The sequence below is a fragment of the Flintibacter hominis genome (assembly GCF_014287965.1).
Classification (GTDB): domain Bacteria; phylum Bacillota; class Clostridia; order Oscillospirales; family Oscillospiraceae; genus Lawsonibacter; species Lawsonibacter aceti.
Genome location: NZ_JACOPO010000005.1, coordinates 21,765 through 48,745 on the forward strand (window position 1 = coordinate 21,765; position 26,981 = coordinate 48,745).

Annotated in this window: 23 protein-coding genes; 5 read left to right on the forward strand and 18 right to left on the reverse strand. The window is 59.8% G+C overall.

Annotated features, from left to right (window positions below; translation table 11 throughout):
• Positions 1 to 14: 14 nt before the first annotated feature.
• The 9 genes from H8S11_RS08590 to H8S11_RS08630 form a co-directional block, all read right to left on the reverse strand.
• Positions 15 to 503 (reverse strand): hypothetical protein, encoded by a 489-nt coding sequence (locus tag H8S11_RS08590; RefSeq protein WP_186852854.1) that lies wholly within the window; start codon positions 501 to 503, stop codon positions 15 to 17.
• A 271-nt stretch (positions 504 to 774) separates the two neighbouring features.
• Positions 775 to 1,209: a ribose 5-phosphate isomerase B gene (rpiB, locus tag H8S11_RS08595; protein WP_147572373.1), complete on the reverse strand. Its 435-nt coding sequence runs from the start codon at positions 1,207 to 1,209 to the stop codon at positions 775 to 777.
• A 19-nt stretch (positions 1,210 to 1,228) separates the two neighbouring features.
• Entirely contained in the window at positions 1,229 to 2,032 is an 804-nt protein-coding gene (locus tag H8S11_RS08600; protein ID WP_186852855.1) for a histidinol-phosphatase HisJ family protein, read from the reverse strand.
• 93 nt (positions 2,033 to 2,125) lie between these two features.
• A complete protein-coding gene (locus tag H8S11_RS08605) occupies positions 2,126 to 4,561 on the reverse strand; it encodes a glycogen/starch/alpha-glucan phosphorylase (RefSeq protein ID WP_147572371.1) in 2,436 nt (811 codons plus the stop codon).
• A 243-nt stretch (positions 4,562 to 4,804) separates the two neighbouring features.
• Complete coding sequence (gene glgA, locus H8S11_RS08610) at positions 4,805 to 6,241, reverse strand: glycogen synthase GlgA (protein WP_147572370.1); 1,437 nt, start codon at positions 6,239 to 6,241, stop codon at positions 4,805 to 4,807.
• A 51-nt stretch (positions 6,242 to 6,292) separates the two neighbouring features.
• The gene (glgD, locus tag H8S11_RS08615; protein ID WP_147572369.1) at positions 6,293 to 7,408 is read right to left on the reverse strand and encodes a glucose-1-phosphate adenylyltransferase subunit GlgD; all 1,116 of its coding nucleotides are present in this window, start codon (positions 7,406 to 7,408) and stop codon (positions 6,293 to 6,295) included.
• The gene (locus tag H8S11_RS08620) at positions 7,405 to 8,613 is read right to left on the reverse strand and encodes a glucose-1-phosphate adenylyltransferase (RefSeq protein WP_147572368.1); all 1,209 of its coding nucleotides are present in this window, start codon (positions 8,611 to 8,613) and stop codon (positions 7,405 to 7,407) included. Before H8S11_RS08620 ends, glgD begins: the two co-directional genes overlap by 4 nt.
• A gap of 77 nt (positions 8,614 to 8,690) precedes the next feature.
• Entirely contained in the window at positions 8,691 to 10,754 is a 2,064-nt protein-coding gene (gene glgB, locus H8S11_RS08625) for a 1,4-alpha-glucan branching protein GlgB (RefSeq protein ID WP_186852856.1), read from the reverse strand.
• Between the two features lie 195 nt (positions 10,755 to 10,949).
• Entirely contained in the window at positions 10,950 to 12,095 is a 1,146-nt protein-coding gene (locus H8S11_RS08630; RefSeq protein ID WP_186852857.1) for a D-alanyl-D-alanine carboxypeptidase family protein, read from the reverse strand.
• Positions 12,096 to 12,388: 293 nt separating this feature from the next.
• On the opposite strand from H8S11_RS08630, the gene hemW reads away from it, so the two are divergent.
• The 4 genes from hemW to rlmH all read left to right on the forward strand — a co-directional run bounded on the left by hemW (position 12,389) and on the right by rlmH (position 16,584).
• Positions 12,389 to 13,636, forward strand: a complete 1,248-nt coding sequence (hemW, locus tag H8S11_RS08635) for a radical SAM family heme chaperone HemW (RefSeq protein WP_262669983.1) — start codon at positions 12,389 to 12,391, stop codon at positions 13,634 to 13,636.
• Positions 13,637 to 13,896: 260 nt separating this feature from the next.
• Positions 13,897 to 15,192, forward strand: coding sequence for a UDP-N-acetylglucosamine 1-carboxyvinyltransferase (gene murA / locus H8S11_RS08640; RefSeq protein WP_186852858.1), 1,296 nt, complete (start codon positions 13,897 to 13,899; stop codon positions 15,190 to 15,192).
• A 103-nt stretch (positions 15,193 to 15,295) separates the two neighbouring features.
• Positions 15,296 to 16,108 carry an MBL fold metallo-hydrolase gene (locus H8S11_RS08645; RefSeq protein WP_147572363.1) on the forward strand — a complete coding sequence of 271 codons (813 nt, stop codon included), beginning with the start codon at positions 15,296 to 15,298 and terminating at the stop codon, positions 16,106 to 16,108.
• Complete coding sequence (gene rlmH / locus H8S11_RS08650) at positions 16,102 to 16,584, forward strand: 23S rRNA (pseudouridine(1915)-N(3))-methyltransferase RlmH (RefSeq protein ID WP_147572362.1); 483 nt, start codon at positions 16,102 to 16,104, stop codon at positions 16,582 to 16,584. Before H8S11_RS08645 ends, rlmH begins: the two co-directional genes overlap by 7 nt.
• A gap of 154 nt (positions 16,585 to 16,738) precedes the next feature.
• Here the strand turns inward: rlmH and H8S11_RS08655 are convergent, their stop codons facing one another.
• The 6 genes from H8S11_RS08655 to recG all read right to left on the reverse strand — a co-directional run bounded on the left by H8S11_RS08655 (position 16,739) and on the right by recG (position 23,837).
• Positions 16,739 to 18,580: a 5'-nucleotidase C-terminal domain-containing protein gene (locus H8S11_RS08655; protein ID WP_186852859.1), complete on the reverse strand. Its 1,842-nt coding sequence runs from the start codon at positions 18,578 to 18,580 to the stop codon at positions 16,739 to 16,741.
• A 19-nt stretch (positions 18,581 to 18,599) separates the two neighbouring features.
• The gene (locus H8S11_RS08660) at positions 18,600 to 19,478 is read right to left on the reverse strand and encodes a radical SAM protein (RefSeq protein ID WP_186852860.1); all 879 of its coding nucleotides are present in this window, start codon (positions 19,476 to 19,478) and stop codon (positions 18,600 to 18,602) included.
• A gap of 46 nt (positions 19,479 to 19,524) precedes the next feature.
• Positions 19,525 to 20,571 carry an A/G-specific adenine glycosylase gene (gene mutY / locus H8S11_RS08665; protein ID WP_186852861.1) on the reverse strand — a complete coding sequence of 349 codons (1,047 nt, stop codon included), beginning with the start codon at positions 20,569 to 20,571 and terminating at the stop codon, positions 19,525 to 19,527.
• Positions 20,572 to 20,868: 297 nt separating this feature from the next.
• Positions 20,869 to 21,258: a C-GCAxxG-C-C family protein gene (locus tag H8S11_RS08670; protein ID WP_186852862.1), complete on the reverse strand. Its 390-nt coding sequence runs from the start codon at positions 21,256 to 21,258 to the stop codon at positions 20,869 to 20,871.
• Positions 21,259 to 21,277: 19 nt separating this feature from the next.
• On the reverse strand, positions 21,278 to 21,730 hold the full coding sequence (locus tag H8S11_RS08675; RefSeq protein WP_186852863.1) for a GNAT family N-acetyltransferase: 453 nt from the start codon (positions 21,728 to 21,730) through the stop codon (positions 21,278 to 21,280).
• Between the two features lie 10 nt (positions 21,731 to 21,740).
• Complete coding sequence (gene recG, locus H8S11_RS08680; RefSeq protein WP_186852864.1) at positions 21,741 to 23,837, reverse strand: ATP-dependent DNA helicase RecG; 2,097 nt, start codon at positions 23,835 to 23,837, stop codon at positions 21,741 to 21,743.
• 171 nt (positions 23,838 to 24,008) lie between these two features.
• Between recG and H8S11_RS08685 the strand changes: the two genes are divergently transcribed.
• Positions 24,009 to 24,947 (forward strand): D-2-hydroxyacid dehydrogenase, encoded by a 939-nt coding sequence (locus H8S11_RS08685; RefSeq protein ID WP_186852865.1) that lies wholly within the window; start codon positions 24,009 to 24,011, stop codon positions 24,945 to 24,947.
• A gap of 42 nt (positions 24,948 to 24,989) precedes the next feature.
• Here H8S11_RS08685 and H8S11_RS08690 read toward each other — a convergent pair whose 3' ends face one another.
• Genes H8S11_RS08690 through H8S11_RS08700 form a run of 3 tightly spaced genes read right to left on the reverse strand, consistent with a single transcriptional unit; the run spans position 24,990 to position 26,976 of the window.
• Positions 24,990 to 25,553 carry a DUF2313 domain-containing protein gene (locus tag H8S11_RS08690; RefSeq protein ID WP_147572355.1) on the reverse strand — a complete coding sequence of 188 codons (564 nt, stop codon included), beginning with the start codon at positions 25,551 to 25,553 and terminating at the stop codon, positions 24,990 to 24,992.
• Positions 25,550 to 26,608, reverse strand: coding sequence for a baseplate J/gp47 family protein (locus H8S11_RS08695; RefSeq protein WP_207721963.1), 1,059 nt, complete (start codon positions 26,606 to 26,608; stop codon positions 25,550 to 25,552). The genes H8S11_RS08690 and H8S11_RS08695 overlap by 4 nt, the downstream gene beginning before the upstream one ends.
• Entirely contained in the window at positions 26,602 to 26,976 is a 375-nt protein-coding gene (locus H8S11_RS08700) for a hypothetical protein (RefSeq protein ID WP_186852866.1), read from the reverse strand. Before H8S11_RS08700 ends, H8S11_RS08695 begins: the two co-directional genes overlap by 7 nt.
• Between the last annotated feature and the right edge of the window lie 5 nt (positions 26,977 to 26,981).

Below are 26,981 nucleotides of genomic sequence, written 5' to 3' on the forward strand. Positions count from 1 at the left end.
CCGGGGTCCTTCTTTCATTCCATTTCCAGAAGGGCTAGATAGTGATAGGTCTTGCCCGCGTCGTTTAGCTGGGGCGATGCCTTGCCCTCATCATTATACCAGGATATGGCCCGCTCCTCCCATGTTACCGTGTTTGTCCGGTCATTGTTGACCGTAGATTGGGCCGCCGCAGAGGTTTCCCCGCGGCCGCAGAGCAACCGCCAGCTGCCATAGACGTAAAGAAGCATCGGTCTTCGCTGGAAGGTCAGGCGGTTTGGGGCACTGGCTCCGGCGCCTCCGGTCCCTACATAGCTCCCCGCCACTACCTGACAGTTTCCTTTTCCGGCCATATCCGCTGCGAGAACAGCGGCCTTCTGTGTCAGCTGGTCCATGGCTTCCCGGCTGGCTTTCCCAAAAAGAGCTGTATCGATTTTTTGGTTGTCCTCATTGAACTCCATACGGAGCACCTTATCCTCCGCCTCCCATTGGTTGAGCTGGTAATGCTGCGTCTTGTTGGTTGACATGATGGTTCCTCCTTTAATGATTAAGATCAGGGATGTGGCTTTTGCGGGGTACACCTTTTTCTCCCGCTTTGGGTTGTCACGCCCTGCATGACCGGTTAGTCGGGCCGGAGCCGCAGCGTGACCCCTTCTATCTAACACAAAAACCGCCCCGAAGTGGGACGGTTTCATACATTTTTTGGAAATTATAATACAATTCTGTTCAAAGAGAGTCTGCCATCGGGTCTCTTCCCATAAAAGGGACCTGGAGGCCACGCCCCCAGGTCCTTGCCCTTTATTTCTCCATATCCATGATTTGGGACACGCGGCGGGCGTGGCGCCCTCCCTCAAAGTCCGTGGTCAAAAACACGTCTACGATGCGCTCGGCCAGGTTGGGCCCAATCATCCCCGCGCCCATCGCCAGCATATTGGCGTTGTTGTGGCGGCGGGTCAACTCGGCGGACAGGGGATCGGCGCACAGGGCGCAGCGAATTCCCTTCACCTTGTTGGCGGTGATGGAGATGCCGATGCCGGTGGTGCAGATGACAATCCCCTTCTCACAGGCGCCGGAAGCCACAGCTTCGGCAGCGGCCTTGCCAAATACAGGGTAGTCACAGCTGGCGGTACTGTCTGTACCGAAGTCCTGGCAGGAGATGCCCTTGGCTACCAGATAGGCCTTGATATGCTCCTTCAAATTATAGCCGCCATGGTCAGATGCGATTGCGATCATAATAAATATCCTCCAATTCTTATAGTTTGATCCATTCAGGCCGCCGCTTCCGATAGACGGCAAAGCGATGGAATCCTGTTTCACGAAGGAGGGCCACAGCCTGGGAGATGCCGCGTCCCACATTTCCGGGGGAGTGGGCGTCAGAGCCGGTAGTGACCAACTCGCCCCCCAACTGATGGTAATGTCTAAGGATGGGGCGCCAATCCTCCACCTCCCGGCCGCCGTGGGTGTTGACCTCGATTGCCTTCCCGTTTTGGATGACGGCACGGAGCAGCTGGTCCAGCTGGTCCCCATACCGGTCCAAGGTGATGTGCCAGCCTGCTCTGCCGTTCATATAGCGGAGGGGATAGATAATATGGCCCAGGGCGTCGTAGCAGTCCAGCCGGGTCAGAGCCAGCATACTGGCGAAATAGTCATCCAGCGTGGTGTAGCACGCCTCCTCGGAACGGTAGTCCAAATAGAAAAAATCTCGACCTCCCGCCTCTGGGCTCAGATTGTGGATGGAGCCGATGACAAAATCCAGGGGTGCGGCGGCCACAAGAGCCTCAGCCCGGCCGGGGTCCGTATAGGCCCCGCCCAGCTCGAGGCCCAGCAACACCTTCACCTCGCTGCCGCCTTTGTCACGGGCCCGCCAGTATTGGTCCAAGATGGGCGTCCAGTCCCAGCCGCCCAGAGGAGCTCCGTTTTCGTCCTGCAGGTCACAGTGGTCGGTGGTACACAGCTCCCGGAGGCCGGCCCTGCGTGCCGCCCGGACCATGTCCTCCAGCCGGGCGGTGCTGTCCGGTGAACAGCAGGAGTGCGTGTGGTAGTCTGTAAGATACATGGCCCACCTCCTTCTTCCCTATTGTAGTGCCTTTCCCCTGTTTTTGCAAGGGGGAAGGATGGAAAAGCGGGCCCTCCGGGCCCGCTTTTCCCATTATTTTCGGACAGGAACATGCCAGATCTCTCTGGCGTAGTCGCTGATTGACCTGTCGGCAGCAAAGAGGCCGGAACGGGCGATGTTGATGAGGGACATCTGATTCCATCGCTGGCGGTCGGCATAGGCCTCCAGCGCCCGCTTGTGAGCCTGGCAGTAGCTAGAGAAATCGGCCAGCAGCATATATTCATCCGCCATAGAGCCCCCAACGCCAAAGAGGAGGCGGTCGGTGATGCTGCTATACGACACATGGTCGTCAAAGCCGGCGGCGATCTGGTCAATGACCCGCTTCAGCCCATGGTCCCGCTGGTAGAGGTCCAGGGAGCGGTAGCCCTCCCGCTTGCGCTGGTTCACCTGCTCGGCGGTCAGGCCGAAGAGGAAAATATTTTCGTCCCCCAACTGCTGGTGCATCTCCACATTGGCGCCATCCAGAGTACCGATGGTCAGCGCGCCGTTCATCATGAATTTCATGTTGCCGGTGCCGCTGGCCTCCTTACCGGCGGTGGAGATCTGCTCGGACAGCTCACTGGCGGGCATCAGCTTCTCCGCCAGGGACACCCGGTAGTTCTCCAGGAAAACCACCTGAAGCTTATCCTTGCAGACCGGGTCCCTGCTGATTTGGGCTGCCAGGGAGTTGATGAGCTGGATGATCTCTTTGGCCACATGGTAGCCGGGGGCAGCCTTAGCGCCAAAGAGGAAGGTCTGGGGGGTAAAATCCATGTTGGGATTATCCCGCAACTGCTGATACAGGTAGACGATGTGGAGGACATTGAGCAGTTGGCGCTTATACTCGTGGAGGCGCTTGACCTGGACATCGAAGATGGCGTCGGTGTTCAGGATAACGCCGGATTCCCGTGCCACATAGGCGGCAAAGCGGCGTTTGTTCTCCCCTTTGATGGCCTCCAGCTGCTTCAGCACGGACTTGTCGTCCTTGCAGTTCTCCAGCTTCCGGATGGCCTCCGGGTGGATGAGGTACTCGTCTCCTCCGGAGCAGTCCCGGATCAGGGCATCCAACTTGGGGTTAATTTGAGACAGCCAGCGGCGGTGGTCAATGCCGTTGGTCACATTCTTGAACTTACCCGGGGCGGCCAGATAAGCGTCATGGAATACCTCCCGTTTCAGGATATCGGAGTGGAGGGCGGAAACGCCGTTGATATACTGGCAGGCACAGACGCACAGGTTGGCCATGCGCACCTCGCCCCCCCAGATGATGGCCATGTGGGCGATCTTGCCCTGGTCGCTGCCGTAGCGCCGCTCCAGCTCCCCCTGGTAGCGGTGGGCGATCTCCTTCAGGATCTGCCACACACGGGGGAGCAGACTCTCAATCAAGGCCTGGGGCCACCGCTCCAGAGCTTCGGCCAAGACGGTATGGTTGGTGTAGCACACGGTATGGGTGACAATATGCCATGCCTCGTCCCAGGAATAGCCCTCCTGGTCCAACAGGATGCGCATTAGCTCCGGGATGACCAGGGTGGGATGGGTGTCGTTGATCTGGATAACATGCTTTTCATGGAAATTGTGGAGGGTACCATACTGGGCCCGGTGCTTGCGGACAATGGACTGGACCGTGGCGGATACAAAGAAATACTGCTGCTTCAGGCGCAGGGATTTCCCCTCGTAGTGGTTGTCGTCGGGGTAGAGGACCTTAGCGATGACCTCCGCCATGGCCTGCTGCTCCACAGCCTTGAGATACTCGCCCCGGGAGTAGAGGGACATATCCACCGGGACCGGACTTTTGGCGTCCCACAGGCGCAGGGTGTTGGTATGCCGGGTCTGGTAGCCAGCGATCTCCATGTCCCGGGGAATGGCCAGCACGGCGGTATAGCCCACATGCTCAGGGTGGTTGACGCCGTTTTCATCCCATCGGTCCTCAATCTTTCCGCCGAAGCGGACCTCCTCCGTCTCATCCAGCTTGGGGATGAGCCAGGCGTCCCCCAGACCTAGCCAGTTGTCCGCCAGCTCTACCTGCTTGCCGTCGATGATCTTCTGCTTGAAGATGCCCAGCTCGTAGCAGATGGAGTAGCCGGTGGCGGGAATCTCCAGGGTGGTCATGGAGTCCAAATAGCAGGCGGCCAGGCGGCCCAGGCCGCCGTTGCCCAGGCCGGCGTCGGGCTCCTGCTCAAATAGATCGGCGGCGGAGAAGCCCAGCCCCTCCAGCGTCTCCTTGAGTGTATTCAGCAGCCCCAAGTTATAGGCGTTCTTCTCCAGAGAGCGGCCCATGAGGAACTCCAGGGACAGGTAGTGGACCTGACGCCGCTGCCCCTCCCACACCTGGTTGCCCGTTTCGATTTGATGGCGGGACATGATGTCCCGGAGGACTAGGGCACAGGCCTTGAACATATGGTTGGGGGTGGCCTCTTCCACAGTGCGGCCGAAGTTGCGCTGGAGCTTACCGATAATCATCTCGGTGAGCTGGGCCTTGGTATATTCTGCCATAGAGAGCCTCCTGTAATATCAAAATCGGTGCTTCCGCACGCAGGAAAAATTGCAAAAAGCGGTCTTTGCCCAGCCATTGTATCAGGTTTGGGCAGGAGCGTCAATGGGCAGAAACGCCCAAGATATGGGCGTTTCCGGGGATTTCTCAACATTTTTCATAAGAAAAGATGCCTTGTAAAAATCGATGGGCCCCGGACGCTATACACATCGTCCGGGGCCCTCTGATTGTGTCAGACAGAGCTGTCAGCCGAGGATGCGCTGATAGATGTCCAGATACTGCCTGGCCGAGTTGTCCCAGGAGAAGTCGGCAGTCATTCCCTCTCTTTGCAGAGCCCGCCAAGCCTTTTTGTTGCTGTGGTAGAGGTCTACGGCCTCCCGCAGCACCCAGACCATGTCCCCCGCGTTGATGTTGGCAAAAGTGAAGCCACGGCCGGTCCCATCAAACTTATTGTAGGGGACAACGGTGTCCTTCAGGCCGCCAGTCTCCCGAACCACAGGGATGGTGCCGAAGCGCATGGCGATCATCTGAGACAGGCCGCAGGGTTCGGAGACCGAGGGCATCAGGAACAGGTCGGCTCCGGCATAGATCATGGTGGACAGAGGGGCGGAATAGGTCAGTTGGGCGGCGAAGCGGCCGGGGTACTGACTCTGAGCGTGGCGGAACGCCTCCTCATACTGCCAGTCGCCGGTGCCAAGCACCACCATCTGCACGTCCAGGCCCATGATCTCCTGAAGGGAGTCTGTCACCAGGGAGAAGCCCTTGTGGCCAACCAGACGGGACACGCAGGCGATGATGGGCACATCAGGATTCTCCTGAAGGCCAACGGCCTGCTGCAGGGCCTGCTTACACTGGTTCTTGCCCTTGACCAAGGCGCGGGGGGTAAAGTTGGCGGCAAGGCCAGGGTTGGTGGCTGGATCGTAGAGGTCCACATCGATGCCGTTTAGAATGCCCTCCAGCTTGCCGCTCTGCTGATTGATGACCCCGTCCAGCCCATGGGCGTAGAAGGGAGTGCGCAGCTCCTGGGCATAGGTGGGAGATACCGTAGTGACGAAGTTGGAGGCCATAATAGCGCCCTTCATCAGGTTCACGTCCCGATGGTAGGCCAGCATCCCCTCGTTGAGATAGCTCTTGTCCAGACCGATGACATCCTGAAGGACCTGGTCGCCGTAGCGGCCTTGGTACTCGATGTTGTGAATGGTAAAGACGCTCTTGGTCCCTCCCAGCTGAGGGATGCGGTATTTCTCCTCCAGCAGATAGACGGGGACGAGGGCGGTCTGCCAGTCGTTGCAGTGGATGATATCTGGGGCCCAGTCCAGCTGTCCCGGAGTTTCGATGATAGCCCTGGAGAAGAAGGCGAACCGCTCGCAGTCGTCGAAATGTCCATAGAGCTGCCAACGCTTGAAGTAGTATTCGTTGTCTACAAACCAGTAGGCGACCCCCTCCCGCTCCAGCTGGAAGATGCCACAGTAGACCTGCCGCCAGGACAGGGTGACATTGAAGTATTTGAGAAAGGTCATCTGTTCCCGCCACTCCTGGCCGATGCCCTCGTACAGAGGAAGGATGACCTTGACCTCGTGGCCCTCCCGGGCCAGAGCCTGGGGCAGGGAACCGGCCACATCGGCCAGTCCGCCGGTCTTAATAAAGGGAGCAACCTCGGAGGAGGCAAATAGGATCTTCATAGACGATTCCTCTTTTCAAAAGATTCAAACTGGAGTGGATGAAAGAGACGGTCATACCACCGAATTTTTGGCGATGGCCAGGGGATATGTAGCGTGGCCCATGAGCATCCGGTCCTCATTGATCACCACGTTTTTGTCCGCGATGACATAGGCCAGAGAAGCTCCGGCTTTGACCACCGTACCCTGCATCAATACGCTGTTGGACACCTTGGCGCCCTTTTCTACAATGACGCCGCGGGAGAGGATGGAGTTTTCCACCACGCCCTCAATATAGCAGCCGTCGGCTACCAGGGACTGGACCGCCACCGCGTCGGGCCCGTAGTAGGTGGAGGGGTTGGACTGATCCTTGGTGCGGATGGGGCGGCTGATGTTGAACAAGTCAGCGCGGACCTTGGGATCCAGAAGATCCATGGAGTGCTGGAAGTAGTCGCTTACAGACTGGAAGCGGGCCACATAGCCCTGGTGGATGTAAGGCATCATCTTCAAGCTCTTGAGCCGGGGGCGCAGGACACCTCGGCTGAAGCTGTGGATATCGTGCGCGGAACAGTACTCTACCATATCCAGCAGCAGCTGCTTGGACAGGATGTACACCTCCAGGGACTCCAGGGCCTGGTCCGCAGTAGTGGGATGGATGGACAGATCCGTGATCCGGCCCTCCCCGCTGACCTCCACATACTCCGAAAACTGAGGAGCCCCTTTCAGGGTGGGGGTACACACCATAGTCACGTCGGCCCCGGAGGCGATGTGCTGCTCCAGTACCTGGGCCACGGGCAGGTTAACAGCGATATCGCCCCAGCCCATGATAACATAGTCCTGGCGGATATTCTGAAGATATCCGGCTACGCCGGCCAGAGCCTCCATGTTGCCCCGATACTCGCCGCCTCCCTTGCCCTGATATCCGAAGGGGGGCAGGATGCGCAGGCCGCCGTGTTTGCGGGACAGGTCCCAGTCCTTCCCGGTTCCCAGGTGATCCAGCAAAGACTGATAGCTCTCATGGACCACCAGCCCCACGTCGGTGATACCCGCGTTGACATAGCTGGACAACATGAAATCGATCAGGCGGTACCGCCCGCCAAAGGGCAGGGAGCAGGTGTTGCGGGGCCTGGTCAGCTCTCCCAGATTGGCGTTAGAGCGATAGGCGAAGAGAATGCCGTGGAGATCATTCATGCCCGATCACCTCCCTTCACCGCTTCCCGAACCATGGCGCCGGGGGACACCACAGCCTGTTCCCCCACGGTGACGCCGCTGGCCACCACGGCGATGCCCCATTTGGGATCATCGTTGGGAGCGGAGCCCACTACGGCGCCCGCCTCAATGACGGCAGCCTCTGCCACAATGGCGTAAGACACCTGGGCTCCGGCTCGGACCACCGCCCCTGGCATGAGGATGGAGTACTGAACGCTGGCTCCTTCCTCTACAGTGACAGAGTGAAACAGTACAGAGTTCTCCACCGTCCCGTCCACCCGGCTGCCGCCGGTCACCAGAGAGTGGGAGATGTGGGCGTTGGGGCCTGTGACATGGGGAGGTTTCACGGGAGTTCTGGCGTAAATGGGCCAGTCTGGGTCATACAGGTCGATGCTGTTCCGGGGGGCCAGCATATCCATGTTAGCGTCCCACAGAGAATTGATGGTGCCAACATCCTTCCAGTAGCCGTGGAAGCGGTAGGCCATCATCACCTCGTTGGCGGCGAGCATGTTGGGGATGATGTTCTTCCCGAAGTCGTTGGTAGAGGCCGGGTCAGCTTCGTCGTCAATGAGGTACTGCCGGAGCTTGGACCAGGTGAACACATAAATGCCCATGGAGGCCAGATTGCTCTTGGGTTGGGCCGGCTTCTCCTCAAACTCGTAGATCCGGTCGTTTTCGTCCACATTCATGATGCCGAAGCGGGTGGCCTCCTCCATCGTGACCTCCAGGACGGAAATGGTGCAGGCCGCCCCGGACTTCTTATGCAGGTCCACCATGTCGGCGTAGTTCATTTTATAGATGTGGTCACCGGACAGGATGACCACATACTCCGGGTCATACAGGTCCAGAAAGCCAATGTTCTGGTAAATGGCGTTTGCCGTACCCTTGTACCAGGTGCCCTGGTCGCCCTCCCTCATATAGGGGGGGAGGATGTGTACGCCGCCGTCAGACCGGTCCAGGTCCCAGGGCTGCCCGTTGCCGATGTAGCTGTTCAGCTCCAGGGGACGGTACTGGGTCAGGACACCGACGGTATCAATGCCGGAGTTGACACAGTTGGACAGGGGAAAATCAATGATGCGGTACTTGCCCCCAAAGGGGACGGCAGGTTTGGCTACATGGCTGGTCAGAGCGTAGAGGCGGCTGCCCTGGCCGCCGGCCAGCAACATGGCCACAACTTCTTTCTTCATGCTGTTCACCTCTTGTCTGTTTCGAGCGCGGGGGAAGGAAAACGTGAAATCAGGGTGCGGAGCTCTGGAATTTCCAATCAGTGCTTAGGGCTTTTCCCGGCAGGGGTCTTTTTCCCCCTGGTGGGAGCCTTTTTTTCTTTGGCTGGCGCTTTTTTGCCTTTGACAGGGGCCGCCTTCTCAGCCTTTGCCCCCTCCTCTTTGTCTGCCTTGGACCTGCGTGCCGGATTTTTCCGCACACAGCGGTAAATGACCGCCGACATGGGAGGCAGGTCGATAACCAGGGACTGCTGCTGGTCATGGCAGGGGACCTTCTCAGTTTTAAGCGGTTCCTTGTCCCCCAGTCCCTGGCCGCCGAACTGCTGGTCGTCGGTGTTGAGGACCACGGCCCACCGCCCGCCGAAGGGGGCGCCTACCCGATAGCCGTCCCGGTGCTCCGGGGAGAAGTTGCACACCACAATCAAAGGGTTGCCCTTTTTGTCCCACCGGAGGAAGGAAATGGTGTCGGCTTGATTATCATCGGCACATAGCCACTGGAAGCCCTGCCAGGAGTCGTCCTGCTCCCACAGGGGGGGCTGGGAGAGGTAAAAGTTGTTGGCCGTTTTGAAAAATGCCTGGGTCTGGCGGTGGGGCTCGTACTGGAGCAGGTGCCAGTCCAGGGAGTACTCGTAGTGCCACTCGTTCCACTGAGCCAGCTCTGCCCCCATGAAGGTAAGCTTTTTCCCCGGATGGGTCAGCATATAGGTATAGAAGGCCCGGACTCCGGCGAATTTCATGGGGTTGTCCCCCGGCATCTTGCCAAAGAAGGAGCCCTTCATATGGACCACCTCGTCGTGGGACAGGGGGAGGATGTAATTCTCAGAAAAGGCGTACATCAGGGAGAAGGTGATATCCCGGTGATTGTACTGCCGGAAATAGGGGTCCAGCTTGATGTAATGGCAGATGTCGTTCATCCAGCCCATGTTCCACTTGAAGTTGAACCCCAGACCCCCGTCATGGACAGGCTTGGTCACCTTGGGCCAGGCGGTGGATTCCTCGGCGATCATCAGCACATCGGGATGGGCGGCAAAGACGGCGGTGTTCAGCTGCTGGAAAAACTCGATGGCCTCCAGGTTCTCCTTGCCGCCGTGGATGTTGGGCATCCAGGCCCCGTCCTGTCGGCCGTAGTCCAGATAGAGCATGGAGGACACCGCGTCTACCCGCAGGCCGTCCATGTGGTACTCCTCCAGCCAGAACATGGCCGAGGAGAACAGGAAGGAGCGGACCTCGTTTCGCCCATAGTCAAAGACCTGGGTGCCCCAGTCCGGGTGCTCCCCCTTCCTGGGGTCGGCATACTCATAGGTGGGGGTGCCGTCAAAGTGATATAGCCCAAAGGCATCCCGTGGGAAGTGGGCCGGGACCCAGTCCATGATGACCCCGATACCCGCCTGGTGGAGTTGGTCAATGAGATACTTGAGATCGTCAGGGGTGCCGAAGCGGCTGGTAGCGGCAAAGTATCCGGTGCATTGATAGCCCCAGGAGGCATCCAGGGGGTGCTCGGTGACCGGCAGGAGCTCCACATGGGTGAACCCCATCTCCTTTACATAGGGTACCAGATAGGAAGCGATATCCCGATAGCTGAGGAACTCCCCCTCGCCGGTGCGCCGCCAGGAGCCCAGGTGACATTCATAAATATTCATCGGGCCGGTATAGGGGACATATTTGGACCGATACTCCAGCCAGGACTGGTCGCCCCACTGGTAGGCGTTCTCCCACAGATCATAGATCTTGGTAGACACATCGGGCCGGGTAGCGGCGTGGAAGCCATAGGGATCGGCTTTGCCCACGAAGGAGCCGTCCTCTTTATGTATGGCATACTGATAGGCGTCATAGCGGCGCAGCCCTGGGACAAACGCCTCCCAGATGCCGCCCTCCAGCTTAGTCATGGGGGTGGCTTCCAGGTCCCAGCCGTTGAAGTCGCCGATGATGGTGACCTTAGGGGCGTTGGGGGCCCACACCCGGAACAGATAGCCCTCTTTGCCGGCCTCGTCCTCCGCTGGGTGGGCGCCGAAACACCGCCACGCATGGGTGGAACGTCCCTCTGAAAATGCCTCCAATTCCAAAAACAAGTCAAAAGAAGACAAACTTCCCTGATATTTCAACATTTTTTCACCTCAAAAATAAGTGCTTCCGCCGCCTATCGGCCAAAGTAACAATATTAAACGGATAGTTTGATAGTATATTTATATAAATTATACAACGGCGGTGGTGCCACGTCAAGTAAAATAGAGGTAAAGCCTCCCATTTTCTTTCAATATTCTCGCCGCTATGTAGGGTCGGGCAAATAAGCCCGGCCTGGTTCAGCGCGCCATGAGCAACTGCCGTAGCAGCTGGCCAAAGATGCCAGGGACAGTAAGCCTGTCCACCTGTTGCGCGGAGACGATGGGAATGGTGTCCCGCAGCTCCCCGCCCACATAGACCTCCATCTGCCCCAGAGTCTGACCCTGGTCCACAGGGGCTTCCACGTCCTGAGCCACGGTCAGCTGGGTGGTCACCTGGCTCTCCTCCCCCTTGCGGACCAGCAGGCGGCAGTCACGATTGAGCTGCGGCTGGACCTGCTTCACTGTACCCAGGAGCACATCTACCGGAGCCAGGGGGGCGTCCGGGTACACATCCACCAGGGCATAGTTGGCAAAGCCATAGTCCAGCAGGGCCTTGGCGTCGTCAAAGCGCTGGGCGGTGGTGGGGGCCTTCATGACCACGGCGATGAGCTCCATGCCATCCCGCTCCGCGGTAGCGGACATACAGTACAACGCTGAGTCGGTGGAGCCGGTCTTCAGGCCGGTGGCTCCCTGGTAAAAGCGGATGAGGCGGTTGGTGTTGGTCAGGCCGAAGGCGCCGTTTCGGATGGAGTCCATCCAGATGGTGGTGTACTCCCGGATGGAGGGATGGTTCAGAATGAGCTCCCGAGACATGAGAGCGATATCATGGGCGGAGGTCTGATGTCCCTGGGCGGGCAGCCCGGTGCAGTTGAGGAAGGTAGTGTCCGCCATCCCCAGCTCCTGGGCCCGCTGGTTCATCAGGGAAACAAAGGCCCCCTCACTGCCGGCCAGATGCTCGGCCAGAGCCACAGCACAGTCGTTGCCGGACACCACGGTGACACATTTGATCATCTCGGCCACCGACATCTGCTCCCCTTCCTTTAGATAGACTTGGGAACCGCCCATTCCAGCGGCATAGGCGGAAACGGTGACGGTGTCGTCCAGGGCAATCCTGCCGCTGTCTACCGCCTCCATCACCAGCAGAAGGGTCATGATCTTGGTGACACTGGCGGGCTCCAGCTTCTGGTGGGCATCTTGCTCATAGAGGATGGTCCCGGTCTCCTTCTCCATCAGGATGGCCGAGGGGCAGGACAGGGATAGTCCCGCATCCTCCCCCACAGCAGCCGCGGGAAACAGGCCGGCGAGCAGCAGGACAGCCAGAAAAATCGTGGACAAGCGTTTCATAAAAGGTTCCTCCTGATCCTTCATTTGTCGGTAAGGTCAGGATATGGAGAGAGAAACTTTTCTATACAGAGAGAAACTGCGGTATTTTTTTCTGGCTGTTCACTTATTACCATAGCGCATAGAGACGGCAAGATGTGTCGAAGGCGGGCGAAAGGAGCCTGGAATGGTAAATTTTGGATTTTATTGCCTCTGCCGCTTGTCCACACGCTTCTGCGGATCAAAATTTTTCTCCCCCATTTGCATTTTCGCTCACATTCGATATAATACTGATGAGAAAGAGGGAGGGACGCCCCGTGTTTGGAAAAAAGAAAGAAACCCAACCCAAGGCCCCCACAGGGGACAGTCTTGGCATTTACATCCACATCCCTTTTTGCCGTAGCAGATGTGACTACTGCGACTTCTACTCTGTGGCCGGTCGAGAGGACCGGATGGACAGCTATCAGAAGGCGCTGCTGGCCCACATCAAAGAGACAGCTCCCCTGGCCCAGGGGATCCCGGTGGACACGGTCTATTTCGGCGGCGGTACCCCCAGCTTCTTTGGGGATAAGCGGCTGCGGGAACTGCTGGGAGCCATTCAAAAGCAGTTCCAGCTTACCCAGGACGCGGAGATCACTCTGGAGGCCAATCCGGACAGCGTGGATGTCCGGGCCCTGCGCCGCCTCCGCAAGGCAGGCTTCAACCGACTTTCCTTAGGGATGCAGTCCGCCTGCCCAGCGGAGCTGGAATCGGTCCACCGCCCCCATACCGTCCAGCAGGTAGACCAGGCGGTGGCTGCGGCTAGGAAAGCTAAATTTAAAAACCTGTCCTTGGACCTGATCTACGGATTGCCGGGCCAGACCATGGACAGCTGGAAGGCCACAGTGGAACACGCCCTGTCCCTCATTCCCCAGCACCTGTCCTGCTATGGGCTGAAGGTGGAGGAGGGCACGCGGCTGGCCGCCCGGGTGGCGGCGGGGGAGCAGCTGCCCGACGACGACGCCCAGGCGGACCTGTACCTGTGGACCGTGGGCCGCTTGGAGCGGGCCGGTCTGCCCCAATATGAGATCTCCAATTTTGCCAAGCCCGGTATGGAGTCCCGGCACAACCTGCGCTACTGGCTCACCCGGCCCTATATCGGATTTGGGCCCGGGGCCCACTCCGACTTCGGCGGACGGCGCTACTCCTTTGTCCGGGACCTGGACGGATATATTGATGGTGTGCTCCGCGGGGGCAGCCTCATCGACAGCGAGGAACTGATTCCCCGCCGGGAGCGGAGCGGGGAGTATCTGATGCTCCGCCTGCGTACCGCCCAGGGCATCGAGGAGTGGGAGTACCGGGGAACCTATTTTATGGATTTCGCCCCCCTGGAGGCCCGGTTGGAGCAGTTTTGTGATAAGGGCTGGGCGGAGCGGACGGCGGAGGGCCGCTGGCGGTTGACGCCCCAGGGCTTTCTGCTGTCTAACCAGCTCATCGGTGATTTGTTGGAGCGGCAGGAGCAGTCCGAACTGTCTGACCTGCTGCCTCGGGCCCGACAGCAGTTTACCAAGCGAAAGGGGGAGTAAGGACCCAAGTTCGTCAAAAACAGACCGTTTTTTTTGCGCCATCAGACAGCCCAAAGGCCATTTTATGAGACCGCTCTGTATTTTTTTACAATTCGAGGCCGGCTATGTAAAATCTGTTGCTACTCGGATATAATAGTGCTATAATATATTTGTTTTATAGCGCCCTGGTGAAGATACAGGGCTTTTTTTGACTTACATATGGCCGTTTTGGCCGTATAATCCATAAATTCCACCATTTGGAGCAAAAGAGGGTGCAATATTTGACCAAGTATCAGATCCGTGGCGGAAGGCCCCTGCACGGTACTATCGAGATCAGCGGCGCCAAAAATGCCGCTGTGGCTATCATCCCCGCCGCTCTGCTGGTAGATGGGGTGTGCCGCATTGAGAATATCCCTCAGATCAGCGATGTGACCCTGATCCTCCAGATCCTGCGGGAGCTGGGGGCGGATATAAAGACTGTCAACCGCACGACTGTGGATGTGGACTGCTCCCACATCCGCAACCGTCAGGTCCCCTATGAGCTGGCGCGGAAGATCCGGGCCAGCTATTATCTGGTCGGGGCTCTCCTGGGCCGCTTTGGCTGGGCGGAGGTACCTCTGCCCGGCGGCTGCGATCTGGGCGGCCGTCCCATTGATCAGCACATCAAAGGCTTTGTCTCCATGGGGGCCGAGGTGGACGTGCGCAACGGCCTGATCTACGCCCAGGTGCCCGGCGGCGGCCGTCTGGCTGGGGGACAGGTGTACCTGGATATGGTGTCCGTGGGTGCGACTATGAATATTATGCTGGCCGCAGTCCTTTCCGCCGGCATGACTGTGATTGAGAACGCCGCAAAGGAGCCCCATATTGTAGACCTGGCCAACTTTCTCAACTCCATGGGCGCCGACATCATGGGCGCCGGTACTGATGTCATCAAGATCCGGGGTGTGGAGCGGCTGCGGGGTGGCTCCTATTCCATCATTCCCGACCAAATTGAGGCGGGCACCTATATGGCCGCAGTAGCTGCCGCTGGGGGCGAGGTTTTGATCAAAAACGTCATCCCCAAGCACCTGGACTGCATCACCGCCAAGCTGGTGGAGATGGGGGTAGAGGTGGAGGAGCAGGACGACGCGCTGCTCATCCGCCGGAATGGCCCCATCAGCCGGGTCAATGTGAAGACCATGCCCTATCCTGGCTTTCCCACTGACATGCAGCCTCAAATCGCCGCAGTCCTGTGCCTGGCACGGGGGACCAGCGTTTTGACAGAAGGAGTATGGGAAAACCGCTACCGCTATGTGGATGAGTTCCGCCGCATGGGCGCCCAGATCCAGGTGGATGGAAAAGTAGCCGTTATTGAAGGGGTGGAGGCACTGACTGGGGCGCCGGTCCATGCCTGCGACCTGCGGGCGGGGGCCGCCATGGTCATTGCCGGGCTGGCCGCACAGGGGGTCACGGAGATCGACAGCATCCATCATATCGAGCGGGGCTATGAAACTCTTGTGGAGAAGCTGGCCGCTGTGGGCGCCCAGATCCAGACCGTCACCGTGCCTGACGAGGAGAGCCAGCCACAGGTAGGATAAGCAGCACCGCATCAGGAATTAGGAGTTAGAAATCAGGAACCGGTCTATGGTCCCATTCCTGATTCCTCATTTCTAATTCCTGATTTTTTGAGAGGGATCTGATTTGCTTACATTTACAACACTGGCCAGCGGCTCCAGCGGCAACGCCGCCCTGGTATCCTGTGGAAATACCCATGTACTGCTGGACGCCGGGATATCGGCCAAGCGCATCACCGCCGGGCTAAAGTCATTGGGCATAGCGCCCGAAGCTCTGGCCGCCGTCCTGATCACCCATGAGCACCACGACCACATCAGCGGGCTCCAGGTGCTGACCAAGCGGTTCCGGCTCCCCGTTGTCACCTCCGGCCCCACCGGACGGCAGCTTTGCTACCGTGTCCCATTCATGGACGACCTGATCCGACAGCAGGAGCCTGGAACCGGCATCCAGCTAGGGGATCTGTGGATAGAGTCCTTCCCCACGCCCCATGACGCGGCGGGCAGCGTAGGATACTCTATCACCGGCGGCGGCCATCGGGTGGTACTCTGCACCGACCTTGGCTATGTCACCGACCAGGTGAAACAGGCCGTCCGGGGCTGCGATCTGTTAGTGTGCGAGGCCAATCACGACGAGGACTGGGTCCGCTCAGGCCCGTATCCTTATCACTTGAAGGCCCGCATCCTGGGGGACCGGGGCCATCTGTCCAACGAGGCGGGGGCGGAACTGGCCGCTCTGGCCGTGGAGTCTGGCACCCGGCAGGTGGCGCTGGCCCACTTGTCCGCCGAGAATAACACTCCCTCCCGAGCCCGGCAGACGGTCTGCCGCCGCCTGTCCGCCATGGGCTGTGACCCGGAGCGGGACATCGCCCTGTGGGTGGCCCCCCGGAGCGAAATGGGGCCGGTGTGCCAGATGAACCGGGAGGAGGCTGTCCTGTGCTGAGTATATATCTAGTCTGTGTAGGCAGGCTGAAGGAGAGGTTCTACCAGGATGCCTGCGCTGAGTACTTAAAGCGGCTGTCCCCATACTGCAAGCTGACTTTATTGGAGCTGCCGGAGGAGCGACTGCCACAGTCCCCATCCCAGGGGCAGATCGATGCCGCCTTGGAGAAGGAGGGACAGGCCATCCGCTCCAAGCTCCCCCCCAACACCAGCCTCGTCTGCCTGTGTGTGGAGGGCAGGCTTCGGTCCAGCGAGGAACTGGCCTCCCTGGTCCAAACCTGGGAGCACAACAGCGCCAAGCATCTGGCCTTTGTCATCGGAGGGTCCTTTGGGCTGGCGGAGAGCCTGAAGGCGGAGGCTTGGGTGCGCCTGTCCATGTCCCCCATGACCTTTCCCCACCATTTGGCACGGGTTATGGTGCTGGAGCAGCTCTACCGGGCCTTTAAAATCAATGAGGGTTCCAACTATCATAAATAAAAGAGAGGGAGGCGCTGCCGTTGGGCAGCGCCTCCCTCTTTCTTAATATTTGAATCGAATCTCTGAAGCCACTGTGCCGCTTCCCCCAGTGTCAGGCCGGAGGCCTTGTCCGCGGCCGTGGGACCGCCAATCAAATACCGGCGCTTCATGGCGGCTATGGCAGCCTGAGCTGCTGACCCACATAGATACGGTGGGGATTGGAGAGGATGTCCCGATTCCGGTCATAGATCTCCTGCCAGCGGCGGCCGTCCCCCAACTGCCGCGCGGCGATGCTCCACAGGCAGTCCCCTTTCTGGACCGTATAAGTCCGGTCCTGGGGCTGTGTTCCTGTCACTGGCTCTGGTTCTGACACATCGGACAAGATGGTAATGCGGTCCTGTCCGGCGGGGTCCTGATAGGCCGCGCCTACCAGCCCGTCCAGCTCCTCTGCCACATAGCCGATAAGGGCCTGGTTGTCCAGCATGGTACAGTCCTTCAGCAGTCGGTCGTCCTGGAACATGGAAAAGCCGTCTCCTCCAGACTTGATCATATAGTTGTGAGAGGCCACAGTATATACCTGGTCCAGCACCAGGGGCTGGCCGCCCACCTTTACGTCGGATACCCGGTAGGATCCCTCCACCCGCTGAAACATGCCCTTGTCTGACAGAACCACCGAGGAGGGAGTGGAGGGATCCAGGGTATAGGTCAGGCCGGACACCTGAAGGAAGCCGCCGCTACTTTCCGGATAGCGGCTGGCCCCCAGCTCCAGGGCATCCAGAATGTCCTGCCCGGTGGTCTCGACCAGGCACAGCTCGTTCCCATAGGGCTGGACGGAGATCAGCGACCCATAGGTGATATCGCCAGCCGCGACATTGGCCCGGATGCCGCCCCCGTTAGCAAAGCCTATATCGGCGCCCATCATCGTCCGGTAGGCGTCGGCCACCAGGTCCCCCAGATTGGTTTCCCGGACACGGACAGCCCAGTTCCACTGGTCAGCCTCGGTGGCCATCAGATCCGCGGCCGCAGTGCCGACCACCCGATTCAGCTGGACCTGGAACTGGCTGCTCAACTGGTCCAGATAGATCTGTGTCTCCTGGTCTGCCGGGACGCCCTCCCCCTCCAAGGGCAGAAGCTGGGTGGAGATCTCCCCAGTATCCGGGTCCAGGATCAGACAGCCCAGGCTGGCCAGCTTTGTTCCGGTCTGAGTCAGAGGGATAAGCTGGCCGTCCCTGTTGGCCGCATGCTGCTGGTATACCTCGTGGGAGTGCCCGTCGATGACCGCGTCGATACCAGTGGTGCTGGCGATCAGGGCGGCGGAGGTCCACTCCTCAGTAATACCCTCTATGCCCAGGTGGGCCAGCAGGATCACATAGTCCGCTCCGCCGGCGGTCCGCAGGGAATCCACGGTCTGCTGGATATCCTCATAGAGCGCCCGGCCGCCGTCCCCTTCTGAAAATGTGTAGACATAGTTTCCCTCTCCGTCCTGAAAGTGGGTGGGATCGGATTTGGTCAGGGTCTCCGGTGTGGTGACTCCAACGAAGGCGATGCTTGTATCCCCACATCTGGCCATATAAGCTCCGGGCAGCACAGTGGTCCATCCGGCGTACGCATCTCTTCCCTTCCAATTTTCCGACAGGTAGAGGTACTCCGCCTGATTTTGCGCCAGGTCCAGAAACACGTCCATGCCATAGTCAAACTCATGGTTGCCTGGGATGGCCAGATCATAGCCCACGAAGTTCATCATGTCCACTACACTAGCCCCCTGGGTCAGTGTGGCGATGGGGCCGCCCTGAATGGCATCGCCAGCATCCACCAGAAACACCCGGTCGGCGCCGTACTCCGCCTCAAGCCGCTTCTTATAGCCGGCCACCGCGGGGTAGTGGTCCAGGCTGGCATGGACATCGTTGGTATGGAGGATTACAATGGGTCCCTCCTTGTCAGGCCCAGCCGCCAGGGAAGGGACGACCAGCCCCAGCAGCAGAACGGCAAGCAGACAAAACCGGCACAGCTTCTTCATAGGATGCTCCTTTCTCTTATCATATCCCCGTCAGGTCAAAGGGCGGGGTGTATTCTTCCTTAGCCGAGGTTCGCTCCTGGGTAAAGCCCGCCAGACCTAGATTTTCCATATATTCCAGAGCTGCCCGCATCTCGCTGGTCCGTAGCCGACGGCTGATCTCTGGATAGCGTTCCAGATCCCCCCAGGGAGTATACTGGCTCATCAACGAGAAAAGCACCGTCCCCGGCGCAAATTCCGCAGATATCCAGTCCATAACCGCCTTGGCTTCGCCCACCTGACCGGGCAGGATGAGGTGGCGGATAATCGTCCCACTTTTCAGCAGGCCATCCCCGTCAAATTGACAGGGACCCGTCTGCCTTACCATTTCCCGGAGGGCAGCGACAGCTGCTTCGGGATAGTCCGGCGCCCCGGAATACCGGGCGGCCACTCCGCTGTCCAAATATTTCAAATCGGGCAGGTAGATGTTTACCAACCCCTCTAGGGAACGGAGTGTATCCACCTGGTCATACCCTCCGGAGTTCCAAACCACGGGAATGGGCGGCCGCCAGTTTTCCAGCAGCTCCCGCAGCGTATGGGCGTAGTGGGTGGGGTTGACAAAGTTCAAATTGTGTGCCCCCTGGTCCGCCAACTCCTGACAGATGTCCCGCAGGCGGGCCATCGTCACCAGCTTTCCGAAATCTTGATGGCTGATTTTCTCATTTTGGCAGAACACACAGCCCAGGGAGCAGCCGGAGAAAAAGATGGTCCCCGATCCTCTGGTGCCGGAGATCGGGGGCTCCTCCCAGTGGTGGAGAGCCGCCCGAGCCAAAACCGGCAGAGCAGGCATCCGACACAGTCCGTCTCCCCGTGTGTCTGTACGGAGCGCCCCGCAGCTCCGGGGGCATTGGGTGCAGAGCATAGAACGCCTTCTTTCTCAAAATCAAGGGTTGAGCTTCCGCCCAAATTCAAAACCGGCCCAACTGGTCAGCCACGACCTGGGCAAAGCTTTGAAACGCATTGGGGATGGCGTAGATATCCCGCAGTTCCCGCCGGTCGGCCCAAACCCAGCCTTCCGGCAGATCGGCGCTGCCCAGCTCCCCACCCATGGCGGTCATATGCCACTCGATGTGGGTAAAGATGTGCTTTCCAGCGCCCAGCCGCTCCAACGGCACCGTATCCAGGCCCCAGGAGGCTGGCCAGTCCGTGCCGTCCGCCAGCTCGTTGGGATATTCCCACAATCCGGCCAACAGTCCTCTTGGCCCTCGGCGGCGAAGGGCCACCCGGCCCTGGCAGAACAGGAGATAGACAGTCCGTACCTCCACCTTCCGTGCCTTCTTTGCGGCTTTGACGGGCAGCTCCCCTGTCCTCCCCTCCTGAAAAGCACGACAGAAGGGGGCGGCGGGGCACCGCTCGCACAGTGGCGCGCCGTTGGGCAGACAGACCGTGGCCCCCAGCTCCATCATGGCCTGGTTAAAATCTCCCGGTGCCTCCAGAGGAATGATTTGGGCCAGCGCCTGTGTCACCTTCCTCTTCATGGCGGGCGTGGTAATGTCGCTGCTATCTCCACAAACGCGGGCTGCCACCCGCAGTACGTTGCCGTCCACCGCGGGTACAGGCAGGTGAAAGGCAATGGATGAGATGGCTCCTGCCGTATAATCCCCAACTCCGGACAGGGCCCGGATTTCCTCATAAGTATTTGGGAATACCCCGCCATGAGTCTCCATGATCTGGCGGGCGGCCTTTTGTAAATTTCTGGCCCGGCTATAATAGCCCAGTCCCTGCCACAGCTTCATCAGCTGATCCTCCGGCATGGCGGCCAGGTCGGCCACAGCAGGGGCGGCCTCCAAAAAACGGCGATAGTAGTCCAATACCGCGGCCACCCTGGTCTGCTGGAGCATAATCTCTGAGATCCAGACCCCGTAGGGGGTGGGATCACTTCGCCAGGGCAGGACCCTGGCGTTTTCCCGGTACCACACCAGCAGCGGGATAACAAGCTGTTCCAATTCCTTCAAAGCAGACCTCCTGGCGCAAGATTTCTCCCCCTGATTATACTCCGGTTTTTGGATGCGGGCAACGGGAGAAATTATAACCTTTTCGTAATGTTGAGTATAACGGATTTGGGGATGGCAATTTCCAGGGCCCAGTGGTAAATTAATTGCAGGACAAGGGTTAAAAATTTAACGATATTCGGTGGCCGCTCTTCCGAATGTCGGGAAAGTCCTTTCGTCCTAACATTCCTTTTTCATCCATCCTTCCAGATCAAACCACAGAGGGACGCCTGTATGGGCGTCCCTCTGTGGTTTGATCGTTCATTTCTGGGCAGTCAATTGGTCCAGAGCGGCAGCGGTCTCCAGGACCAGGTCGTTGCAGAAGTCCTTGCGGTCCTGGCTGTCTGGATCAGAAAATCCGCTGATCAGCACACCGCAGGCGGTGTCCCCGCGGCGCTTCTGAAATTGTTGGATAAACGCTGCGGCCTCCTCCTCGCTAAATCCCATGGCACCCAGCACCAGCAGGGCGCCGGATAGGGCCCCGCAGGTGCCGCCGTGGCGCATTCCCTTCCCAAGGTGGACCCCCAGGGCATAGGCCTGCTCCTCAGTCATGCCCAGCTCCTTACAGAAGGGAACCAGGATAGACTGACCGCAGTTGTAGTGGGGCTCCACAATGGCCCGCACCTCTTTCACTCGCTCTATGTGGCTCATTTCTATCTCCCTTTCTCTTTTATTTGATCTTATCCAGTACCATCTGGTCATACCGCAGATACTGGTATCCGCTCTTCTCATATAACCGGATAGCCCCCTGGTTGATCTGGGTCACCTCCAGGCGGAAACGCCGGGCAGCGGGGTATTCCCGCTCCAGCCAGGCCATAATCTCCCTGCCTAACCCCTGTCCCCGGAAGGGGGCGGCTAAAAATATCTCCTCGATAAAAACGCACCTGCCCCCCACCTCGGCGGAGTAGCACTGGGTCACATAAATATATCCTGCCGGCTCCTGGCCCTGGTACACCAGGATTCCCCGGAGCAGGGGTTCGCTGGGGTCCACAGCGGCCTGGAAGGACCGCTCCAGGATCTCCCGTTCCACGGGGTGATCCACCGCGTCCGATTGATAGAAGGTCTCCACCATGGGCAGGACCAGGTCCCGGTCCTGTATGGTCATGTTACGAAAAGTCAGCATAGTATCTCTCCTAGTTGAAAATATCAGGGGTAGCGGCAAAGAGCTGCCGCACCCGCTCCAGCACAGGCCGGTCCTCCGGAGCAGACAGCTCCGGGTCCTCCTCCAGCAGCTGCTTCGCCGCCTCCTGGGCCAGATTCAGCAGCCTCATATCCCCAGCCAGGTCAGCAATCTTCATCTGGGGCAGGCCATGCTGCCGGTTGCCGAAGAAGTCGCCCGGCCCCCTGGCCTTCAGGTCTTCCTCCGCGATCTTAAACCCATCTGTGGTGGAGGCCAGCGTCCGCAGCCGGGCCATGGACTCCGGATTACGGGTAGCGGTGATGAGGACGCAGTAGGACTGGTGCCTGCCGCGGCCCACCCGGCCCCGCAGCTGGTGGAGCTGACTGAGGCCGAAGCGGTCAGCATTCTCCACAATGATGAGAGAGGCGTTGGGCACGTCCACCCCCACCTCGACTACGGTGGTGGATACCAGCACCTGGGTATCTCCTCGGTGGAAGGCGGCCATCACGGCCTCCTTTTCCCGGGACTTCATCCTGCCGTGAAGGAAGTCCACCTTCAGATTGGGGAACACCTGCTCCTGGAGCTGGACAGCGTAGGTCTTTACCGCCTTCAGGTCCATGGGCGGCGAGGCTCCCTCACGGGCGGCGAGGGCCAGCTCCTCTTCAGATCGCTCCTCTACCGCCGGACAGATGATATAGACCTGCCGGCCTTCCTGGACTTGCTTGCGGACAAATCCATACATCCGCTGGCGCTTATCCTCACGAACCACAAAGGTCTCCACCGGAGTCCGTCCTGGCGGCAACTGGTCAATAACAGATATGTCCAGATCCCCATATACGATCAGAGCGAGGGTACGGGGAATGGGTGTGGCGGACATGACCAGCACATGGGGGGGCCTGTCCCCTTTGGCTGCCAGCGCAGCTCTCTGAGCGACGCCGAACCGGTGCTGCTCGTCAGCCACCATCAGCGCCAGGTCCCGAAACTCCACCCCGTCCGAGATCAGGGCGTGGGTACCCACCACAAAGTCGATGTCACCAGAAGCCAGTGCTGTCCGGACCCGTTTTTTCTCCGCCGCCCCCATGGAGCCGGTGAGCAGAGCCACTTGGACTCCGGCCGGGGAGAGCAGGCTGGACAGGGATCTGGCGTGCTGCTCGGCCAATACCTCTGTGGGGGCCATCAGGGCGGCCTGGTGACCATTTTTCACTGTCAGCCAGGCCGCATAGGCGGCCACCACTGTCTTCCCGGAGCCCACATCCCCCTGGACCAGCCGGTTCATAGGGCGGCCCGCGGCCATGTCGGCGGCCATTTCTTCCATCACCCGGCGCTGGGCCTGGGTGAGTTCAAAGGGGAGCAGGGCCCGAAACTCCTCCAAAGGACGGGGCAGGATGGAGCAGCCGGAACACTCCCCCTCCCGTCGCCCCTTCAGGAAAGACAGCCCCACGGAGAAATAAAACAGTTCCTCAAAGGTGAGCCGCTTCCGGGCCAGCTCCAGGGCCTCCTCGTCAGCGGGGAAATGGATATTCTGGACAGCAAATTGGGTGGAGGCCAGCCCCTGCTCCTGGCGGATGCGCTGGGGCAGGGTATCCGCCAGGCTGTCGGCGCACGGGAGGACCTGCCGTATCAGGGAGGCCATCAGGTGATTGGAGATCCCCGCAGTCAGCCGGTAGATGGGCATGATGCGGCCGGTAAAGGACTGGCTGTCCGCCCGCTCGAAGATGGGATTGACCATGGCGCGGCGGCGGCCCTGCTCCTCGACAGTGCCGAAGAAGATATATTCTTCCCCGGCCCGGAGGGCTTTCTCTACATATCCCTGGTTAAAGAAGGTGAGGTGAAGGGCTCCAGTGTGGTCCACCACCTTCAGCTGGACCAGCTCCAGCCCCTGGCGGATGCGGGCCTTCCGCGGGTGCTCCGCCGCCATGGCGGCCACACATACCCGCTGTCCCACAGGGGCCTCCCGCAGAGTATATATCTTCCTCCGATCCTCATAGTCCCTGGGATAGTAGGTCAACAGGTCGGCGGCCTGGGCCAGCCCCAGCTTGGTCAGCTTTTTCGCCCGCGCCTCTCCCACGCCGGCTAACTGGGTAATGGGTGTATCCGGACCGACGGCCATCTCTGTCCCCCCCTTTTCCGGAATATTCTAACAAATTATTTTATCATAGAACACGATGGGAGTAAAGGCGAAGAATGTCTTTTGTCCCGTCTTGCGGCGGGGGACAGAGTGTGGTATGATGGATGTAATTCTTCTAAAATCGTTTTATCTTCCCTCTAAGGAGAGAATACTATGTCTGAATATATCCTAAACCTCCTTCCGGTTACAGAGGCAGAAAAGGCGGAGTTTGAGGCCATCGCACCAGATGCCGTTCATGTCTATGCTGGCCGAAGGACGCTCACCTCGGAGCAGATTGCCCAGGCTACCGTTATCCTGGGCTGGCCCAGGCCCAGGGACATAAAGGGGGCGGCCCGCCTCAAATGGTTCCAGACCATGTGGGCCGGCACCGACGAGTACGAGGGGGAGGGCATCCTGCTCTCCGGAGTCATCTTCACCTCCTCCAGCGGCTCCAACCGCCAGTCGGTGGCCGAGCATATCCTTTCCTTCACCCTGGCCCTCTGCCGCCGCCTGCCCACCTACCGGGACGCCCAGAGGGACCACCGCTGGGAGGACCACGGGGCTATGAAGACCATCTTTGGCGCCAACGTCCTGGTGGTAGGGGCTGGAAACATCGGCGCTACCTACGCCGCGATGTGCCGGGGGCTGGGGGCTCATACCATCGGCTTGAAGCGTACAGTGAACGGCCCCATTGCCGGATTTGATGAGGTATTTTCCATCGACCACTTGGACGACCTGCTGCCCCAGGCGGACGTGGTGGTGCTGGTCCTGCCCCACAGCGCCCAGACTGTCGGGCTTATGGATGAGGGCCGCCTGTCCCTGATGAAGGAGGACGCTATTCTCATCAGCAGCGGGCGGGGCTCTGTGCTGGACCAGGAGGCCCTGGCTCGGACCATGAAGGGAGGCAGGCTATGGGGTGCTGCCCTGGACGTGACCGAGCCCGAACCCCTTCCCACCGACAGCCCACTGTGGGATATTCCTAATCTAATCATCACCCCCCATGTGGCCGGAGGGATGCGTCTGGAGTTGACCCGCCGCGTTTGTATCCAGATGGCCCAGGATAACCTACGGCGCTATCTGGCGGGAGAACCGCTGAAAAACCGAGTCCGATGAATATAGAAAAGGGGCCCAACTCCCAGGAGTTGGGCCCCTTTTCTATATTACACAAGTCTCCAGACCAGACCAGGTCAGGTCCCGGTCCTCGATATCCCGCCAACAGGAGAACTTATCCTCCAACTCCGCCCAGGTTAAATACCAGAAGTGGTACTGAATATCTAGGTGAGGGGGAAGGATGTCCTCAATGATCCGCTTCAGCTCCCCGAAGCCAGGGGGCTCTCCCGCCACTCCGGGGAAGGACACCGCCACCGCGGCGGCCCCCAGCTCCTCCACTTTGGCGGGGATGCCGCAGCCCAGGATGGTGTCGTTGATCGCCTCGAGGGTAAAGCTGTCCCCGCCGATGCGCAGCAGTGCAGCCAAGGCATCTGCCAACGGGCGGGGCTGGGTGGCTACTGGCCGCCGGAGAAACAGCCGGGCCACCTGTTCCAGTCCCCAGCTCTCTGCCGTGGTCAGGCTGCTCTCCCGCTGGATCTCCTCCAGGGCGGCCATAGCCCTGTCCAGAGCCTCCCCCTGGGCATCCAGCTCACCGCCGTTGAAGGGTGCCTCTAGGTCATAGATTCCCAGGGGACGCAGCAGATCTCGAAGGTATTGGCTGTGGCTCATGGCATCTCCTCCACAGTTAGGGTATCCAGAACGGGCAGCACATCCTGCTCCACCTCCACGTCAGCGGTGGGGGAGAGGATGGCGTAGTTTGCCACGCCATCACAGCCGTAGATCAGGCTGCCCAACTGGGCCAGCAATACATCATGCCCCAGGCGCTGTCCGGTAAACCAGCCCCGGACCGCATCTTCTACTTCCTCCAACACCTGCTCCGCCCGGTATTCGGAGTGGGGCGCCACCTGGACGGCCACCTGGACAGCCTGTGTCTGGGGCGCCCGCACCTGGACCTCCACAGCAATCTCTCGGCGGCGCTGAAAATACTTGGCCAATTCATCCAACAGGTCCCGGTCTGGAAGCCCCTGGTGGGTAGCCACCACCACATCCAGCGTCCCTGTTCCCCTGGGCTTGGGCACTACCACTGCCGCCGCCACCGGGTCAAAGGACAGGGCCCCCTGCTGATAAAAGGCGGCGTTGGCCCCGTTGGGCAGCCGCTGGAAAGTATCCAGCACCCGCTGACGCAGCTGCTCATCCCCCTCCCGGTCCACTCCCCCTTGGCAAGGCGACGGGTTGGAGCAGGCGGATATTCCAGCGGGCGCTACCGCCATGGACAGGATGGTTCCTGCTGCCACATTCCCAGAAATGCCGGGGACCAGAGCCTGGACCGGAACATCCACGTGGGCCTGTCCAGCGGCTAGCAGACCATCCTCGATCGTTTCAAAGCGGATCAGGCCGGCTGTCATACAGACCGTCCCCGCTGGAATGGGCCGGTCCGTATTCTCTGAAATTTCGCCAGCAAAACGGACTACACCCCGCGCCGCCACCGGCTCCTTCCGCTCCAGCCCCCGGAGCTGGGCGTGGCGGTCCAGATACTCCCCCTCCGCCGTCTGGGGAAAAGCCTGCCGTGCCACCCAGCCAGCCTGGACATAAAGGGAAAAGACCTGAGCGGCGCAGGCATACAGGCGGGCGGACAGATCACACCCCTCTGCCGGGGCCACCCCTGTCTTCTCTCCATAGGCGGAGAGCATCTCCTGATAGATCTCCTCCACAGTCTTCACCATGTCACCTCCATCGCTTCACGGGGGGACAGCTCCAGGTCCAGGGAGAGCGGCTGACCCTGCCATTCCAATTGTACCCGAAGCTCCGCTCTGTCTCCTGTCTGTGCCAGGGCTACGTCTTTGACCTTCAATTCCCGCTCTCCTTCTAAGGCCTGGGCCACATACCGGGCAGCCAAGGACTGCCGGACCGATGGCTTCTCCCGCGGCACCTGGTAGAGCCGGCTGCCCAGCTCAGGCAGAAAGGGCAGCCCGCCCCGCCGGGCGGTGAGCCTGTACAACGCCCGGGCCAGTACCTCCTCGCTGCCGGTGAGGGTGGTCAGTCCTCCCGCCCCGTCGGGCACATAGTCCCCCTCAATCAGCTTTCGTTCCATATCTT